15 protein-coding genes are annotated in these 17,908 nt (G+C 68.0%); 8 read left to right on the forward strand and 7 right to left on the reverse strand.

The genetic code is table 11. From position 1 onward, the window contains the following. Position 1: 1 nt before the first annotated feature. The 3 genes from ACGFH6_RS25430 to ACGFH6_RS25440 form a co-directional block, all read right to left on the reverse strand. Complete coding sequence (locus ACGFH6_RS25430; RefSeq protein ID WP_393388415.1) at positions 2-988, reverse strand: NAD-dependent epimerase/dehydratase family protein; 987 nt, start codon at positions 986-988, stop codon at positions 2-4. Between the two features lie 12 nt (positions 989-1,000). Next, positions 1,001-3,103, reverse strand: coding sequence for a hypothetical protein (locus tag ACGFH6_RS25435; protein ID WP_393388418.1), 2,103 nt, complete (start codon positions 3,101-3,103; stop codon positions 1,001-1,003). A 67-nt stretch (positions 3,104-3,170) separates the two neighbouring features. Next, a complete protein-coding gene (locus ACGFH6_RS25440) occupies positions 3,171-4,877 on the reverse strand; it encodes a histidine kinase (RefSeq protein WP_393388420.1) in 1,707 nt (568 codons plus the stop codon). A 160-nt stretch (positions 4,878-5,037) separates the two neighbouring features. On the opposite strand from ACGFH6_RS25440, the gene ACGFH6_RS25445 reads away from it, so the two are divergent. From ACGFH6_RS25445 to ACGFH6_RS25460, 4 genes are all read left to right on the forward strand, one after another. Beyond that, positions 5,038-6,483 (forward strand): TRAP transporter substrate-binding protein, encoded by a 1,446-nt coding sequence (locus ACGFH6_RS25445; protein ID WP_393388422.1) that lies wholly within the window; start codon positions 5,038-5,040, stop codon positions 6,481-6,483. A gap of 69 nt (positions 6,484-6,552) precedes the next feature. Further along, positions 6,553-6,909, forward strand: coding sequence for a response regulator (locus tag ACGFH6_RS25450; protein WP_393388424.1), 357 nt, complete (start codon positions 6,553-6,555; stop codon positions 6,907-6,909). Further along, the gene (locus ACGFH6_RS25455) at positions 6,906-8,435 is read left to right on the forward strand and encodes a sensor histidine kinase (protein WP_393388427.1); all 1,530 of its coding nucleotides are present in this window, start codon (positions 6,906-6,908) and stop codon (positions 8,433-8,435) included. The genes ACGFH6_RS25450 and ACGFH6_RS25455 overlap by 4 nt, the downstream gene beginning before the upstream one ends. Continuing rightward, on the forward strand, positions 8,432-9,082 hold the full coding sequence (locus ACGFH6_RS25460; RefSeq protein ID WP_393388429.1) for a response regulator: 651 nt from the start codon (positions 8,432-8,434) through the stop codon (positions 9,080-9,082). The genes ACGFH6_RS25455 and ACGFH6_RS25460 overlap by 4 nt, the downstream gene beginning before the upstream one ends. Here the strand turns inward: ACGFH6_RS25460 and ACGFH6_RS25465 are convergent. The 3 genes from ACGFH6_RS25465 to ACGFH6_RS25475 all read right to left on the reverse strand — a co-directional run bounded on the left by ACGFH6_RS25465 (position 9,079) and on the right by ACGFH6_RS25475 (position 12,830). Further along, positions 9,079-10,893 (reverse strand): hypothetical protein, encoded by a 1,815-nt coding sequence (locus ACGFH6_RS25465; protein WP_393388431.1) that lies wholly within the window; start codon positions 10,891-10,893, stop codon positions 9,079-9,081. The genes ACGFH6_RS25460 and ACGFH6_RS25465 overlap by 4 nt on opposite strands. Before the next feature lie 139 nt (positions 10,894-11,032). Then, positions 11,033-12,034: a Gfo/Idh/MocA family protein gene (locus ACGFH6_RS25470; protein ID WP_393388434.1), complete on the reverse strand. Its 1,002-nt coding sequence runs from the start codon at positions 12,032-12,034 to the stop codon at positions 11,033-11,035. 28 nt (positions 12,035-12,062) lie between these two features. Next, the gene (locus ACGFH6_RS25475) at positions 12,063-12,830 is read right to left on the reverse strand and encodes an SDR family NAD(P)-dependent oxidoreductase (protein WP_393388437.1); all 768 of its coding nucleotides are present in this window, start codon (positions 12,828-12,830) and stop codon (positions 12,063-12,065) included. 184 nt (positions 12,831-13,014) lie between these two features. On the opposite strand from ACGFH6_RS25475, the gene ACGFH6_RS25480 reads away from it, so the two are divergent. After that, a complete protein-coding gene (locus ACGFH6_RS25480; RefSeq protein ID WP_393388440.1) occupies positions 13,015-13,836 on the forward strand; it encodes a hypothetical protein in 822 nt (273 codons plus the stop codon). A 93-nt stretch (positions 13,837-13,929) separates the two neighbouring features. Beyond that, positions 13,930-15,465 carry an FAD-dependent monooxygenase gene (locus ACGFH6_RS25485; RefSeq protein ID WP_393388442.1) on the forward strand — a complete coding sequence of 512 codons (1,536 nt, stop codon included), beginning with the start codon at positions 13,930-13,932 and terminating at the stop codon, positions 15,463-15,465. 5 nt (positions 15,466-15,470) lie between these two features. Here ACGFH6_RS25485 and ACGFH6_RS25490 read toward each other — a convergent pair whose 3' ends face one another. Next, entirely contained in the window at positions 15,471-16,430 is a 960-nt protein-coding gene (locus ACGFH6_RS25490; protein ID WP_393388445.1) for an ArsR/SmtB family transcription factor, read from the reverse strand. 113 nt (positions 16,431-16,543) lie between these two features. Here ACGFH6_RS25490 and ACGFH6_RS25495 point away from each other — a divergent pair, with 113 nt between their 5' ends. Both ACGFH6_RS25495 and ACGFH6_RS25500 read left to right on the forward strand, forming a co-directional pair. After that, on the forward strand, positions 16,544-17,446 hold the full coding sequence (locus ACGFH6_RS25495; RefSeq protein WP_393388757.1) for an SAM-dependent methyltransferase: 903 nt from the start codon (positions 16,544-16,546) through the stop codon (positions 17,444-17,446). Between the two features lie 99 nt (positions 17,447-17,545). Continuing rightward, positions 17,546-17,869, forward strand: coding sequence for a YciI family protein (locus ACGFH6_RS25500; protein ID WP_393388448.1), 324 nt, complete (start codon positions 17,546-17,548; stop codon positions 17,867-17,869). Positions 17,870-17,908: the final 39 nt, after the last annotated feature.

Raw genomic sequence — 17,908 nt, forward strand, 5'->3', positions numbered from 1 at the left:
CCTAGGGCGTGTAGCGGGCGATGAGGGTGTCCATTGCTTCGTCGATGGCGTGGTCGATGCGGTGCCGGGTCGGGTCCTCGTCGTGCCAGGCGACGATCTCGCGGGCGCCTGCTTCGAAGGGGATGGTGGCGACGAAGTCCGGGACCACGCGGCGGAGTTTGGTCATGTCGAAGACCGCCGCGTGGGCCTTGTCGCCGAGGAGACCGTCGCCCCACGCCGGGTGTACGGCGGCGATGGCGTCGGAGGGGACGTGGACGATCTGTGCTGTCGTCCCGGCTGCGGCGGCGAGCGCGTGCGCGATCTGGTCCCAGGTCAGGACGTCGTCGGAGGTGATCTGGAAGGCCTCGCCGAGGGTGCGGGGGTGGCCGAGCAGCGGGACGAAGCCGCGGGCGAAGTCGCGGTGGTGCGTCAGCGTCCACAGTGAGGTGCCGTCACCGTGCACCACGACGGGTTGGCCGCGGCGCATGCGCTCGACGATCGTCCAGCCGCCGTCGAACGGGACCAGGGTGCGGTCGTACGTGTGTGAAGGCCGCACGATCGTGACCGGGAAGCCCTCGTCGCGGTACAGCGTCGTCAGGAGGTCCTCGCAGGCGATCTTGTTGCGCGAGTACTGCCAGAACGGGTTCCGCAACGGCGTCGACTCGGTGATCGGCAGCCGGGCCGGAGGCGTCTGGTACGCCGAGGCAGAGCTGATGAACACGTACTGGCCGACATGTCCGCGCAGCGCATCGGTGCGAGCCTTCACCTGATCCGGCGTGAACGCCACCCAGTCCACCACCACATCGAAGTCCTGACCGGCAACCTCCGCGAACGCCGCTGGATCATTCACATCAGCCGTGATCTGCCGAACCTCCGTCGGCATCGGCCGCACCGAGGTCTTCCCACGATTGACGACCGAGAGGTCAAGCCCCGCCCCAACCGCGCGCCACGAACACGCTGAGCTGATGATCCCGGTCCCACCAACGAACAAGACACGCAACGCAGCCATACGAACAACTCCTCAGAACGTGATTTCGATGTGGGTGCCGCTGGGGATGCCGGGATGACGGAGCCACAGGACGCCATCCTCGGCGTCGTACTGCAGGTCGGTGCCGTCGGCTCGGACGGTCGTGGGCTCGGCGGGGACGCGTAGAGCGGTGGTTACCTGGACGCCGCTTGGGGCCTCGCAGGTGAAGTGGATGGTGGTTCGGTCTTGTTGCCAGTTGACGACTCGGCCGGCGGAGGCGAGCAGGGGTTCATCGTCGTGGGTGAGGTCGCGGAGCCAGGTGAGCTGGCCTGGGCCCAGCTCTCGTCGGCGGACGATGCCTAGTTGTGGGTCGAGCAGATCGAGGTACTTGCCCTCGACAACGTGCGAGCCGCCGGCCTCCTCGAGTACGGCGCCGATGAGGTACGGACCGCGCTGCACGGACAGCCAGTTGGTGGACTTCCAGGGGTGGCCGCCCGCTTCGGCCAGCTCTCGGATCGCCGCGACCAGCTCGGCGGCCCGTTCCGGTGACTCGGTGAAGTCGGCCGGCCGGGTCGGAAGGAACCGGGCCCGGCCCTGACCGATCGGCTGCACGCCATCGCGGTTGCGGTCCGCGCCGAGCGCCTCGGCCAGGTGGTCGGCGCAGGTGTCGTAGCGGCCGGTCCACCAGGAGCGGATCTCGTGGTACGGATCGGCGCCGTCGCCGACGTACAGCAGGCTGCCGCCCCGGTTGACCCATCCGGCCAGCGCATAATGGATGCCGGGGGCAAGCGGCTTCTGGAATTCGTAGCTCAGGACGAGTACGTCGACGTCGTCCAGTGCATCAGGAGTGTCGATCACGTTCTCCAACTGGACCGGGCTGACCCGCTGGCCGTCGTACAGCGGTGGCAGCGTCAGGCCGTAGAAGTCGGAGAAGTGCAGTTGCTCGCGGCCCTCGAGTGACAGGGCATCCTGCAGGCCGTCGTAGTGTCCGCTCTCACCGCCGGGCGCCCAGCGCTGGAACATGGCGGTGTCCGAGAGCGCGATCCCGATCCGCGGTCCGTCGGCTGCCCAGCGCACCTCGGGCTGGTCCAGGTCGCGCAGGCTGTTCATGGCGATCAGGTAGCTGGTGGCAGTGTCCGGCGGAATCGGCTGCCGCTCGGTGGATCCCTCGCGCAGGTAGGGGCGGTTGAAGATCCGGTTGGGCCACGGCGCCACCTCGTACCGCGAGACGCCCGGATGCAGCAGCGACGCGACGAGGGTGCGCTGGTAGTTGGCCAGGTAGTCCTCCCAGGTGCGGTCCGGGTGGTCCTCGATCGGGTCGTGCAGGAACCACATCCGCCGGTCGGTGCCGCGGGTGAGGTCCTGGGCGATGCCGTACTCCAGGTACGCCGTCTCGAAGGTGCGCTCGGCGACCTTCCCGGCGTACACGTTGGGGGTGCGGGAGGTCCCGGTCCACACCTGGGCGATCGCGCCGTCGATCGAGGGCAGCGTCCGCAGCCGTGATTCGGGGCTGATGATCTGCCACTGGGTGTAGTTCAGGAGGCTGTGCGTCGGGACGTAGAAGCGCACCTGGCGACCCTGCTGGAGGGCTTCGTCGCGCAGTACGGAGGTGACCCGGTCGAGGCTGCGCGAGAGCAGGTGCTGCTTCAGTTGCCCGGCGCGGAAGTGCGCTTCGGCGGTGCTGTGCGGGGCCTGCCACGGCTCACCGAAGTACGCCTGCCACTCCCGCTTGAAGGATTCCGAATAGCCGGCGCGGGCCCAGAACTCCGGCTCCTCGAGATGGATGCCTTCGACACCGAGCTCGATGATCGGGCGGAGTTTCTGCACCAGGTACTCGGTGAAGCCGAACGTCGGGACCATGTACGGGATGTCGGTGCTGTGACCGTGCAGGATCGGCGACCCGTCGCCCGCGGCCTGCGCGTCGGCCCAGTGGTCGGAGCCGTCCCACCGCCCGTCCAGATAGTCCTGATAGTTGCCCCAGGAGATGCCTGTCATCAGATGCACGCGATACCCGGCCTCACGCCACCGCGCAATGCGCTGCGACGTACTGTCGTTGAGCCCGTAGACCATGACGAAATCGGTCCGCAGATCAATCGATGCGTCGTACCCCGCCTGCTCCTGAAACCCGGTCGCCTCGCGGTCCTTGCTGTCCGTCATGCGCACTTCCCGTTCCTCGACTGCCCTCAACCCTGTCCCGACCAGGCACCCGAGCGCCAGCCTGCCGTCAGGAACTGGACACCGGAAGGCGCAGCACGACACGGGTCGTGCCGTCGGGACCTGGGGAAAGCTCCAGGCGGCCGTCGAGGGTGTTGATGCGGTCCGGGAGTTCGCCCAGGTCCAAGTGGTCGCCGTGGACCTGGAGGTCGAAGGTGAACCAGCCGTCGGTGACCGTGCCTGTTACCGACGCGGGGGCCTGCCGGGCGAGTTCTGCGGCAAGCAGGTAGGCAGTTGTCTCGAGTACGTCGGGCAGTCGCCGCGCCGGAAGGGCATCGACGCGGATGTCGACGGTCTCGCTCAGCGCGCGAAGGGCGGCGGGCAGGCCGTCTTCCTTGAGCATGACGGGAGACAGACCGTGCGCGAGAGTCCGGAGATCCGCGATCGTCTCCCGGAGTTCAGTGTCCGCCGCGTCGAGTTCGGTCGCCCCGGACGGGAGACGGGTCCGGGCGAGCCGCAGCGCCAGCGACAGTCCGATCAGACGTTGCTGGGCGCCGTCGTGAAGGTCTCGCTCGAGGCGCCGGCGTTCTTCGTCGCCGGCGGCAACGACCCGTGCGCCGGACGAGCGAACCTCGGCCAGCTGTGCGAGGGCCTCGGCCTGCAGCCGTTCGTTCTCGAGTCCCAGATGGACGGCGGACGCCAGATCGCTGACCGCACCGGGATGATCGAGAAGACCGGGCTGGTGCACGAGTACGGCGAGATCCGCCCCGGCGTACCTCAGTGTCGTTGATCGTCGATCCGGGGCCGGCGGCAGTTCGACCTCGCGTGCCATCGCGTCGACGTGGCGACTGCCGTCGTCGATCGGGTAGGCGATGAGGAGGTCTGGGTCGCCGAGGCGTTCGGCCAAGGCGTCCCGCAATCGACCGGCAGGCGCTGCGTGCCCCAGGTCGACCACCAGACGAGTCAGCGCGCGCTGGATCAGGCGTGCCCTGGCCAGGTCGACCAGGACGGCGATGGACAACAGGACAAGCGTCACCCCCTGCGCGAGCCAGAGATCGTGTTCGGTGTCACTCGTTCCGATGAAGCCGCGCCCGAGGCTGGTGGCATACATGCCGGCGACCAGGGCGAGGTAGCCGAGCGCGCAGGTCGACACCAGCACGATCGCTCGTCGTCCGGCCGCACTGGCTTTGACCACGCGCCACATGACCGTCAGGAAGGCGATGACGGCCCACGCAGTTCCTGCTCGTACGCCGAGCAGGTCGACCGCTGTCCGAGTATCCGGCCGATCGGCGACGACCCAGAGGTTCGAAGCACAGTCCGAGCACCCCTGCGATCCGGGATCGAAGACCATCGCGCTCGCCAGTCCCTGGATGCCGATCGTGACTACGTAGCCCAGTGCGACGACAGTCCGGTTCGTCCAGGTGCGGAGGTGACCGTACGGGTATGCCAGCGCCACATGAGTCACCACGGCCGGGCATGCGGCGTACAGGACGAGGCCGGCCGAGAAGATCCAACTTGACGAGCCCCCCGGGTTGTCCCACTCGGACAGGAACCAGGCACACCCGGCGAGGTAGAGGCCGAGGGCTGCCCGGTTCCGCGGCCGCTTGAGCGACAGGGCGAGGCCGGCAACCATCAGGCTCCAGCCGGTGACGAGCAGGGTTGTCGTGCCAAGGGTGGAGGTCAGCACGAAGGACAAGCCGGGATCCTCGTGCGCGATCGACACGGTGAACAGGCCGATCGCCACTCCCACACCGACCAGCACAAGCCGAACTGGCATACGCTGATTGTTCCAACACATCGAGTAATTGTCTGCCGTTGAATGCGGCAACGGGACAGGGCTTCCCCTCGTACTGGCGGCGCGGGACCTAGGGCCAGCCCTGATGTGGAGGGCACACGCGGTGCCTAGCGTGAGCGGCATCGATTGGGGGAGGTGCTCGATGCAGACCACGAAACTTCGGGGATGGGCGACGGTCGCCGTCGCAGGACTGATCCTCGCCGGAACCGCGTGCGAGGCGCCGGCCCGGGATCGCGCCGGCGGCAACGCGGACGGAGAGACTCGCGTGCTCACGTTCGCGCAGCCCAACGGGGAAGTTCCGGTGCAGCTGCAGGCGTGGGCCGACAATGTTGCCCGGCGTTCGGACGGGTCACTGCGGATCGAGTTCACGAACCAGTGGCGCGACGGTGAAGCCGACTTCGAGTCCGGAACGGTCAGGGACGTACAGGAACACAAGGTCGACATGGCATGGGTCGGCGCCCGGGTGCTGGACAAGGTCGGTGTCACCAGCTTCCAGGCCCTGCTGGCGCCGATGCTGGTCGACAGCTACGACCTCGAGGCGAAGGTGTTCGAGGCCGGCATACCGGCGCAGATGCTGCAAGGTGTCGACGCGATCGATGTCGTCGGCATCGGCGTGCTCCCAGGTCCGCTGCGTCGAGTGCTCGGCATACGCAAGCCGCTGGTGAGTCCCGAAGCGTTCGCCGGAACCACCGTGGCCATCCAGGACTCCGCGCTGACCGCGACGACTCTCCAGGCCTGGGGAGCAAAGTCCAGGGCGGTTCCGAGCGGAGCCAAGCTCAGCGGAGTCGACGGCTACGAACAGCAGCTGGACTCGATCGTTGGCAACCACTACGCGGAGACGGCCCGCTACGTGACGGCCAACGTGAATCTGTGGCCGAGGCCTTTGGTGCTGTTGATGGCCAAGGACACCGACAAGACGCTCGACGACAGGCAGCGGAAGGCGCTGCGTGATGCGGTGAACGATGTGCTGTCGCCCACGTTCGATGAGTTGCGAGCCGAGGACGGGAAGGCCACTTCTGCCCTGTGCCAGGCCGGGATGACGTTCACGGTTGCTTCGGCTGACAGTCTCAGGGATCTCCGCAGCACCCTGCAGCGGGTCTACGACCAGCTCGGCACGAACGACAAGACCAGCGCCTGGCTCGCCAAGATCGAGGACCTGAAGACGACGGTTGCCGTCGGCCCGGACCTGGCGACGTGTTCTGGGACCGGCAGTGCGCCGGGACCTCAGACCGTCCTCGACGGTACCTACCAGCAGAAGCTGGTGGACGGTGTGGTGAGGGCGGCCTGTACCGGCACGACACCGCCCAGGTCGCCGGGTGACGAACCCACCCTCGAGTTGGTGCTGAAGAACGGAGTCGCGACTCAGTACGAGCGTCGCGGCACCTCCCGTGAGATCGGGTGGGCGGGCACGTTCCGGATCTTCCGCGACCAGATCCAGCTCATCGAGCGCACGACGAACGGGGAGCGGATGACTGCGACCTGGTCCTTCGACGGCACCCGCCTGACGCTGACCCAACTGAACGGCGCCAAGTGTGACAGCGTCGCCGTGTGGACAACTCATGCCTGGGTCCGTGTCACCGACCGGTAGTGAGGCTCCGATCCACACATCGGGATCTCTCCCGATGTGCGGATCGGTCGTTGCGCGGAGCCTGAAGCCATGAGTCGCAGACTGCTGATCGTCGATGATCATGCCGGCTTCCGATCATTCGCCAGGGCTCTGCTGGAGGCGGAGGGCTACGTCGTGATCGGCGAGGCCGACGACGGCACCTCCGCGGTCGCGGCGGCCCGTGCCCTCGCCCCGGATCTCGTCCTGCTCGACGTGGCGCTTCCGGACATCGACGGATTCTTGGTGTGCGAGCAGATCATGCAGGACGGGCAGCCACCGCCAGCTGTGGTTCTGACCTCGAGCCGCGACATCTCGTCGTACCGGGAGCGGCTCGGCAAGAGCAAGGCCCGCGGGTTCATTGCCAAGAACGATCTCTCGGGCCCAGCCCTCGATGCGCTGGCGGGGTGAGCGGAGTGGGAGGCGGTACGGTCGCGGTTCTCGCCGACTCAACCGTCGGAGTGATTCTTCTGGGCTGCGGACTGATCGCGCGGAGGTCGAGGACCGGCGGGCGGGTCGGTCTGATCATGATCGCGGCCGCCGGATGCTGGTTCCTCGGGACCTTCGTCGCCCCGTTCCTCTTCCTGCATCGCGGGCCGCTGGTCCACCTGCATATCTCGTATCCGACCGGCCGCCTTCGCCGCCCGATCGCCTGGATCACCGTCATGATCGCGTACGCCGTGTCGCTGCTCGAAGCGGTGGTCCGTACCCCCTGGCTGACGCTCGGTCTGGCCGTTCTCGTCGCCGCGGCGGCCGTGGACGTGTTCGCGCGAACCTCTGGTCGCGCACGCAAAGCAGGCTGGCCGGCGCTGATCGCAGCGCTGACCTTCGCCGCCGTCCTGGCCTTCAGCTGTGCCAACTTGTTGCTCGGCTGGGAGGCCGACCGGTTGGTCCTCTTCGTCTACGACACCACGATCGCGGTACTGGCGCTGGTCCTCACAGCCGACCTGCGATCAGGCCGCTGGACCGATGCGACCCTGTCGGACCTGGTGACCCAGCTCGGCGGCGGCGGTCCGGGCACCGGCGGGTTGCGTGGGGAGTTGCAGCAAGCGCTGGGCGATCCGACGCTCGTGGTGGGCTACTGGGTGCCGGACCAGGCGCAGTACGTCGACGAGCGGGGCGTCCCACTGGCCTTGCCCGATGCCGAGGACGGTCGATCGACGACGACGGTCACCGACGGCGGCGAGCCGATCGCCGTACTCGTTGACGACAACGCGGTTCTGGACGATCACAAGCTCGTGGCCGGGGTCAGCGCAGCCCTCAACCTGGCCGTCGCGAATGCGAGGATGCGTGCCGAGGTGCAGGCCCGGGTCAGCGCACTCGCCGCGTCCCGTCGGCGGATCGTGGAGGCTGCCGATGCGCAACGGCGTGCCCTCGAGGCAGAGTTGGCACTGGGCGCCGAACGCCGCCTGGGGCAGGTGGCGCGGCTGGTCGCCGACGTCCAGCGAGGGTCGTCCGCAGATGGTCTGGCGGACGTTGTGGCCGAGGTTCGTGGCGCACAGATGGAGCTTCGCGAGTTCGCCCAGGGAGTGCGGCCCTCGCCGCTCGGATCCGGCGGTCTCTCCGCCGCACTCCCGGTGCTGGCTGCTCGAGCCCCGCTGCAGGTCGAGCTGGCCGTTTCGGTCGGTCGTCTCCCGCCGGCCGTCGAGGCGGCCCTGTTCTTCGTGTGTTCGGAAGCCCTGACCAATATCGCCAAGCACGCGAACGCCACTCGCGTCCAGGTGACTGTCGAGCCCTGCCCGGTCGGCGTCGTCACCACCGTGATCGATGATGGGGTGGGCGGTGCCGACCCACGGGGTTCTGGCCTGCGCGGACTGGCGGACCGCGTCGAGGCTCTCAACGGCCACTTCGCCGTCGGCGACGGTCCCGGCGGAGGCACACTGGTTCTGGCGCGAATTCCGGTCGGGGATGGTCCGGATGGGAGGGGGCTCGGGTGAAGGTCGTTGTCGCTGATGACTCGATGCTCTTGCGGGAAGGACTGGCCCGCCTGCTGTCCGATGCCGGGTGTGACGTCGTCGGGACGGCCGAGAACGCCGAAGTGTTGATGCGAGAGGTCCAGTTGACCGCCCCGGACGTGGTGATCGTCGACATCAAGATGCCGCCGACCCACACCGACGAGGGCATCGCCGCCGCTCGCCGGCTCCGGGAACAGCATCCCGGCCTCGGCGTCCTCGTGCTCTCCCACTACCTCGAGTCGGAGTACGCCATGCGGTTGCTCACCGACGCGCCGGATCACGTCGGCTATCTGCTCAAGGAACGCGTGTCCGACGTCGCCGTACTCGTGGACGCGCTGAACCGTCTGATCGAGGGCGAGTGCGTGATCGACCCGACCATCGTGACCCGGTTGATGCGCCGGCCGCAGCGCCGACAGCCGCTGGATGCGTTGACCGCCCGCGAACGAGACGTGCTCGGCTTGATGGCCGAGGGTCGTTCGAACGACGCCGTCGCATCGCAGCTGGCCATCGGCCCCAAGACGGTCGAAGCGCACATCCGGCAGATCATGCAGAAGCTCGGGCTGCCCGAGTCCCGTGACGACAACCGGCGCGTACTGGCCGTGCTCTCTTATCTGCGATCCGCGCCCTAGGTGAGTCGGCGGGCGTGGGGTACGGCGATCTTGTCGTGGGGGGAGAGGAGCCACACGGGGTTGCTGAAGCCGATGAGGGTGTTGTCGGAGGTGTACACCTCCAGGCGGAGGTAGCTGCCGATGCCGCGTTCGAGGGTGAATGTGGTGGTGTCCTGGGTGAAGGCGTCGGCGGGTACGGCGTGCTTCTCGATGGACGGCGTACTTGCGCCGGATCGGTCGCAGAGGCCGACGACGACCTGCACTGTCGAGCCTGCGGGCAGATTCTGCGCGATGAGTTCGACGGGGACGGCGGCCGCCGTGGTCTGGACGACCCGGCCCATCGCACGGCGGCCGCGGATGGCGAGGTCGAGCTGCCCTGTCGGCCAGAGCCGCTGATGGAACCACCAGGCCTGCCCGGACCGGAGCGCCGCGATCAGGTCCTTCGCCTCCTTCGACGGTGACCAGACAGAGGTGGTGTACAGGTGGGGCTTGCCGCCCCAGTTCCGTCCGGCGTGGTCGTCGACCTGACTGGTCGCGGTCAGGAAGATCGCGTTGCGGGCCGCCGCGTCGTACTGGTTGATCCGATCGTGGATCACGTCGAAGTTGCCGTCGGCGTTGGCCACCTCGGTCAGATCGGTTCCGAGCGCCCGGGTCTGCACGAACTCGGCGGGCTTGATGTCCGGGTGGTTGTACTGGACGATCGCGCCGCGCTCCTGGTACCAGCGCACGACCTTCTCGGTACCCTCCACGGAGCCGTCGAGCTTGGGTGCCTTGCCCTGGTCCGGGTACGGGTACAGCTCGAAGTCCTCCACGAAGACGTTCAGATGCCGGACCATCGACACCTCGGCCGCCAGCAACTGCTTCACGTCCGGGTACTGCTTGGCGTACGCCTTCATCAGCTTCTGCTGGGTCTTGACCGGCCACCGCAACGGGTCACGGGTGCGGATGATCCGGAGGTGGTCGAAGACAGCCTGGGCGGTCGCGTTGTTGCGCGCGCGAACGCCGTACCGCAGCCGGGCCAGTCCGGAGTCCTCGGCGATGAGGTCCGGCCAGAACGCCTTGATGTCGTCGAGCAGCCGCATCGTGAGGGTCTGCCAGCCGTCCTTCACCGGCACCGACACCACGCCGGTCAGCGGCTTCTCGAGCACCCGGGCGCTCGTCGTACCGACGCGGTACTCCAGGACGTACACACCCGCCGGCCGTCCGTGGATCTCGGGCCGGTACGACGTTTCCACCTGTACGACGAGTTCGGCGTCGGGCCCGATCTGCTCACCGAGGACGTCGATGGTGAGCGTCGTGTCGGAGATGTTCGTCGAGAAGAAGCTGTTGCCGGGGTCGCCCCACAGGTACGACACGCCCCAGTTCGCCGACGGCCCGGTCGCGGTGATGCGCAGCGCCTTACCGTCCTCGTCCGGGCTGTGCGGCTCGTCGACGAACGCGTGCGCCGTACCGCCGACGGTGCCCTCGTTCTGGACGGACCACGCCAGGTCGCCGTCCTCGTCCGTACCGTCGAAGGCGATGCCGTCGTAGTAGCCGAACGCCTCCATCCGCCAGTCGTGATCGGTCCACCAGACCACGTCGATGTTGTTCTTCGTCGCCTGCTCCAACTGCGAAAGCATGCTGGCGCCGCCGCCACCCGCGGCGTAACTGCCGCCCTCGCTGAAGCACGAGTGCGTGTGCAGCACCATGCTCACCGGCTTGAACCTCGACGCCGCCGGTCGCATGGTCTCGGCCGCCACGGCGGGTAGCTCCACACCACCGACGGCTGCCGCGATGCCGGCACCCAGGCCGGTTGCCAGGACGCGTCGGCGCGATAGGTCTCCTGCAGACATGCAGATTCCTTCCTCATCAGGCGATTGCCGTTCGAGGCTATGGACCTGCTGCCGAGTACGGGAACACTCCGGCAATCGAATTCCCCGGGGCGCGGGACAACGTTCACCAACGCCACGGACACCCTTCACGTTTGAAAGGTCAGTGGCTGAGGCTCACGCTCTGTCCGGTGGTGATCGACCGCTCGATCGCGCAGATGATCTCCGTGACCAGGACGCCGTGGTCGATGCCCGGCCCGAGGTCACCGCCGTCGACGAGCCCCGCCGCGAAGTCCTGCACCATCCACACGGCGGGGCCGACCTGTGATCGGCCGATCCGGCCGGAGACCGGCCACGCCGACCGGTACTTGTCGCTCACCACGGTGAGTCCCTGATGCGACAGGTCCGCGGTCACCGACCCCTCGGTGCCGATCACCTGGAACCGGAAGTCGACGATGCCGTCACCGGCATCCGGGAGCGTCCACGCCGACGAGAGCGTCGCGGTCGATCCGTCGTCGAAGGTGAGGAGGGCATGGACGACGTCCCAGGTGTCGATGCCGCGCTTGGCGAGGACACCACGCGACCCCACCGCACTCACCGACACGGGATTGCCGCCAGTGAGCCACAGGACCAGGTCGACAGTGTGCGGCATGAGAAACCAGGCCGGCGAGGACTGCGCCGCCCACGACAGCATGGTGGTCGGAACGAAGAAGGAGTTGCTCAGGGTGGCTGATGCCGTGATCGGTTCGCCGACGGACCCCATCGCTTCTTTGGCCTGCACCACGTGCGGGTTCCAACGGTTCTCGAAGCCGACGAGGCATCGAACGCCCGCGCGGTGGACCGCCGCGGCAATGGCCTGGGCATCGTCCGAGGTGGTGGCGACAGGCTTCTCGATCAGCAGATGCTTACCGGCTTCAGCCACGTCAACGGCGATCTGACGGTGGGCGAAGTCAGGGGTTGCCACGATCACGGCGTCCGGATCGAACTTCTCGAGCAACTCGGAGTGCGACGCGGTGACGGGCAGGCCCGTCGCGTCCCGCGCGTCCTCAGCCACCTTGGCCGAGGGCTCCGCGAGGCCGACGACGGTGACGTCCGGCTGAGACTGCAGAGCCTCGGCGAACAGCCTCCCGCGCAGTCCGGCGCCGACGATGCCAATGGTTACCATGAGCGACCCTTCAGGGGAACGTAGTGGATCAGAACAGGGTGAAGCCGCCGTCGACCTTCACGATCGAGCCGGTCATGAAGCTGGACGCGTCGCTGGCCAGGAAGATTGCCACCGGCCCCAACTCCGGCGGCAGCCCGTAGCGCTTCATGGCAGCGGGATCGACGCACCACTCCTTGAACTCCGGCTGGTCGACCGGCGACATCTCGGTGAGGAAGTACCCCGGCGCCATCGCGTTCACGCGGATCCCGTGCGGCGCCCACTCGGCCGCCAACGCCTTGGTCAACTGATGGACGGCGGCCTTGGACGAGAGGTAGGACGCCTGCCAGCGGGGCTGGTTGACGATCTCGGCCGACATGGAACCGACGTTGACGATCGTGCCTCCGCCTCGCTCCGCCATCCGGCGCCCGACCGCACGACTGCAGTACCAGATGCCGTCGACGTTGACGGAGAACACCTCGTGCCAGGCGGAGTCGGGCGTCTCGAAGGCCCGCCCGGCGACGCCGATGCCGGCGTTGTTGAGCAGTACGTCGATCTCGCCGAACTCGGTGCTCACCTGCTCGACCGCGCGTTCGACGTCGTCGACATCGGACACCTCGAGCTGTACGCCGTACGCGCGAATGCCGAGGGCGCTCAGCTCGTCGGCGGCGGCTTGGGCCGCGGCGAGTGTTCGCGCCGTGACCGCTACCGAGGCACCGGCATCGCCGAGTGCTTCGGCCATCGCGCGTCCAAGGCCCCGGCTGCCGCCGGTGACGAGAGCGACCTTGCCCTCGAGTGAGAACTTCTGCAGGGCGTTCATGGTGTCCCTTCGGTGGCATGCGGGTGAGCCGGTGACTGCTGGGCTACATCTTCCACCGAACGCGCCCGAGCTTCTCGCGGAGGGACAGGTCTCGCCCCTGCGGGGTGATGCCGCGGACGCCGTACGACGCGACGATGGTGACCCTGCGAGACAGAGGGGGAGCACGATGTCGTCGGTGCGCGTGATGCGACTGGTCGTTCTGGCCGTGGCGGCCCTCCTTCTCGGCGCGTGCGGTGGCGCCGACTCCGTCGGCACCCCGACCGTCGCGCCGTCGCGCTCACCAGGCGATCGGCCGGAAGTGACGGCGGCGGTTCCCAGCCCGACACGGTCACCAAGCCGTGCGGAAACCACCGCTCCAAGTCCCGAGGACACCCAGCCGAACCCGACCCAGACAGTGACACGCACCGAGACCAGGGCCCCCACTCGCACCAACTCCCAGCCGAACCCCACCCAGACACAGACACGCACCGAAACCACCACGCAGACCCAGACCCAGTCTCAGCCCGCGTCTCCGACCTCGCCGTCGACCTCGCCGGCCATAGCGCCCACGTCGTCCGAGACGTCCGGTACGCCGACGTGGCTGTGGTGGGTCCTGATCGCGTTCTTGGTTGCGCTCGCCGTGGCGATAGCTCTGCTGGTGCGAAGCCGGCATCGCCAGGCCTGGCGGGACGATCTTGCGTCCGCTGAGGACGAGGTGGCGTGGTTCGCCCGATCGCTGATCCCCGAGCTACGCCAGACGGGGTCGGTCGAAGCAGTCGCCGGCGGCTGGGCCGTCGCCGCGAGCCGCGTGACTGCGGCCGAGGACCGCCTGACCGTACTCGAGGCGTCCGCACCCGACGAATCCGCGCAAGCCCGAGCAGCCACCCTTCGAGACGCCGTACGCTCCGCGCGGGTCCGCATGGAAGCCCTCCGCGAATCCAGCACCGCCGAAACGATGCCACAGGACCTGGACGCGATAGCCGTCGACCTCGAGGCAGCCCTGACACCACCAGTTCCGGTGGAGTGATCGCTTCCTCTGTTCGGGCTTGGCCGAATTGTTTTGCGGTTGTGCCGCGGCGCAGCAGCATCGGGACCGATTTCGCCGTTCGAGGAGACGTGCATGGTTGCCGATGTCGTGATCGCTGGTGCGGGTCCGAACGGGTTGATGCTTGCCTGCGAGCTGAGGCTGGCCGGGGTGCGTCCCGTTGTGCTGGAGCGTCTGCCCGAGCCGCGTCGGGAGAACCGGGCCAACGGGCTGGTCGGCCAGGTGGTGCGGATGCTGGATCGCCGCGGTCTGTACCAACCACTGGCCGGGAAGTCCGAGCCTCCGGAACCGCTGCCGGCGTTCTTCTTCGGCGCCATGCCCCTGGACCTGCAGGTGCTCGACGACAACCCGTTCTATCTGCTGCCCGTACCGCAGACCCGAATCGAGCAGGTGCTGGCCGAACGAGCCGCCGAACTGGGTGTCGAGGTCCGCAGGGGCCACGAACTGACCGGCTTGTCCCAGAACGCTGACACCGTCACCGCCGAAGTCACCGGCCCGGACGGGAGTTATGAGCTCAGCAGTCGGTACGTAGTCGGCTCGGACGGTGCACACAGCGCGACCCGCAAGCTCGCCGGCATCGGATTTCCCGGCGCGGCAAGCGATCACATCGTCACTCGCATCGCAGAGGTCGCCGTACCCGATGACCACGTCGACCCGGCCACCGGCGGGCTGACCGTGCCTGGCTACGGCTACATCTCGCCGATGTACCACCGCACCGAACACGGAGTCTTCGCCTATGCGCGGCTTGCGTCAGGACCGGATCTGGTGTTCACCGTCGAGTGGACGGCAGGCGGGATCGATCCCGACGCGTCGCTGACGCTCGACGAGGTTCACGACAGCATCTACCGCGTCATGGGCGCTGACCTACCGCTGCGGCCACCGGACGGCGGGGGACCGCATCGGTTGGATCGGTCGATCGGCGTCAACACCCGCCTGGCCGACCGGTATCGCGACGGCCGGGTCCTGCTGGTCGGAGACGCCGCCCACGTGCACTTCGTGATCGGCGGACCGGGACTCAACCTCGGCCTGCAGGACGCGGTCAACCTCGGCTGGAAGCTCGCGGCCGTGATCCATGGCTGGGCACCACCCGGCCTGCTGGACACGTACGAGGCCGAGCGGCGGCCGGTCGGTGAGCGGGTGTCCATGCTCAGCCAGGCCCAGCTGGCACTGCTGGCCCCGGGCAGCGAGGTCACGGCGCTGCGTGAGCTGTTCACCGAGTTGCTGCGCGATCGGCGGAACATCGCCCAGATCGCGAGCATGATGGCGGGTGCGGACATCCGGTACGAGATGGGCGTCCGCGATCCCCATGACCTGATCGGCCGGTGGGCTCCCGATCTGCTGCTCGACGCCGGCAGCGAACCTGTCCGGCTCGCGGAGCTGACCACGACCGCCCGGCCGCTGCTGCTCGACCTCACCGACGACGCGTCGCTGACGACAGCGGTGGATGGATGGCGCGACCGCATCGACATCGTCGCCGCCCACAGCAAGGACACCTCGGCCACCGGCCTACTCCTGCGCCCGGACTGCTACATCGCGTGGGCCACCGACACGCCGCACCCGGATCACCGCGATCTGCGCATGGCACTCACTGCCTGGTTCGGCCCATCCTGAATCGACTACGGGCTGTTGAGTCTGACGAGGTCCTGGCCCAGGACGGTCGCACGGTGGATCACCGCCTTGCCGTCGCGGCGGCTGGAGATCAGGCGGGCCTCCCGCAGCGACGTACTGTGCTCGGACGCCGATGGCGCACTGATGCCAAGCTCCCGCGCGATGTCGCCTGTCGTGTGTTCGGTGGACAGCAGGCGCAGTACCGCGGCCCGGGTCGCCCCGAGGATCGCCGCGAGGGAGTCGGACTCAGTACCGACCCGGATGCTGAGCTCGGCCGGGGCGGGGTAGGCCAGCAGGACCGGTTGATCAGGCAGCTCGCCCACCAGCGGCGGTCCCGTCCAGAACGCGGTCGGTGTGATTACCAGTCCCCGCCCGCCCAACCGGACCGTGCGGTCCTGCGGGCTGTCGATCCGCAGGCAGTCGCCGTACCAGCTCGCTCCGGGGATCACCGTGGTCAGCGCGGCACCAACTCCGGCACAGGCCATCAGCCGCCCGTGCTGCGCCAGTTCGCTGTGGTGGTTGGCGCGGATGTCGTCCCAGTACGGCTGCACCGTCGCGGTGAAGGTGGTCTTCGCCCCGTGCACCAGCACCCGTCCGGCGTCGCGGTCCCCCTCGAACGCAGACCACATCGGAACACCCGAGTTGGGGGCGCTGAAGTACAGCGCCATCTCCTCGCGCAACCGCTCCGTGCCGAAGCCCAGGAACGTTTCCATCCCTTCGTCGAGGTCCGTGCTGACCGCGAAGGTGGGTGACAAGGCCCAGGAGAAGTGTCCGCCGACGTGACGCACTGTCCGCCGCGCCGACGGCGGGATCGCCGCCAGCGCGCGGCTGCGCCACCGCTCTCCCCACGGCGCGCGAATCCCCTGGCGCAGCCCGACGGCCGCGAACTTCAGCTCCAGGATCGGAGTGGGTTCGGGCAGGAACCGCGTCGACGCGAGGTCGTCCGGGGTGAACAGGATTCTCAGCATGCCGTCCTCCAGACAGTCACACCAACGCCGTACCCAGGAACCCTTCTCGCATGAGCTGCGTGAGCTTTCAAACGATTGTCGGAGGTGACTTTTAGAGTGCGCGCGTGACTTCCATGAGGTACGACGGGGACACCTGGGACCTGGCATCCAGCGTCGGGACGACCGCCACCGCGGCCGCGGCAGCCCGGGCGATCGCGACCCGAACGGATCGACGGCTCATCGGCGACCCGTTCGCCGAACCACTCGTCCGGGCGGTCGGCATCGATCTCCTCACCCGGCTGGCGACCGGCGAAGTGCCCCCGGGTGACTTGGTCGAGCAAGTCTGGATCGACGTCGCCAAGGTGCGTACGACGTTCTACGACGAGTTCTTCCTCGATGCGACGAACGCCGGTGTGACGCAGGTCGTGGTCCTGGCCTCGGGGCTGGATTCCCGCGCGTACCGGCTGCCCTGGCCGGCCGGGACCGTGGTGTACGAGCTCGACAAGCCGGAGGTCATCGAGTTCAAGACCCGCACCCTGGCCGAGCTGGGTGCCGCGCCCACCGCCGACCGGAGAGTGGCCGCGGTCGATCTCCGCGACGACTGGCCCGCCGTACTGCGTGCCGCGGGCTTCGACCCGGCCCGGCCGACCGCCTGGAGTGCCGAAGGCCTGCTCGGCTATCTGCCGCCTGAGGCGCAGGATCGCCTGCTGGACACCATCACCGAACTCAGCGCCTCGGGAAGCCGGATGGCCACCGAAAGCAAGCCGAATCCACAACCCGGCGAGGAGGCCACGACGAAGCAACGCCTGGATCGCATCTCCGACCAATGGCGCGAGCACAACTTCGACCCCGGCATGGCGAGAGTGCGCTATTACGGCGAGCGCAACGAAGCCGCTCCCTACCTGACCGACCACGGCTGGAAGCTGAACGGAATCACCATCCGCGACCTACTCGCCGCGAACAACCTCCCACCCCTCACCGACGACGACATCCACTTGGGCGACGTCCTCTACATCACCGGCACTCTCGACGAGTAGCAACTCCCCGGAACTGTCGGATCTGCGCCATCGTGCTCGTGGTAGGGGTGAGCGGCTGTCAAGGAGCGGCGCCGTCCGAGCAACAGGAGATGATCCGAGATGCAGTACCTAGTTTCCGCGATCGACGACGAGACCAGTTCCGCCAGCCCGGGCGCCCCGGACGCCCCGGGCGCGTACAACAACCGACTCGAGGCCGAGGGGCACCTGGTCTTCGTCGGCGGCCTCGCAGCGCCCGGCACGGCCACGGTCATCGACAACCGGAACGGGAAACCGCTGTTCACCGACGGACCGTACCTGGAGTCGAAGGAGTACCTCGGTGGCTTCTGGGTGATCGAGGCGCCCGACCTGGACACAGCGCACAGGCTGGCCGCCGAGGCCTCCAAAGCCTGCAACCGCAAGGTCGAGGTACGCCCGTTCCAATGACCGCAAACAGCACGAACGGCCACGACGTGACGCGGCGGC

This window comes from Kribbella sp. NPDC049227 (assembly GCF_043197265.1).
Taxonomy (GTDB): Bacteria; Actinomycetota; Actinomycetes; order Propionibacteriales; family Kribbellaceae; genus Kribbella.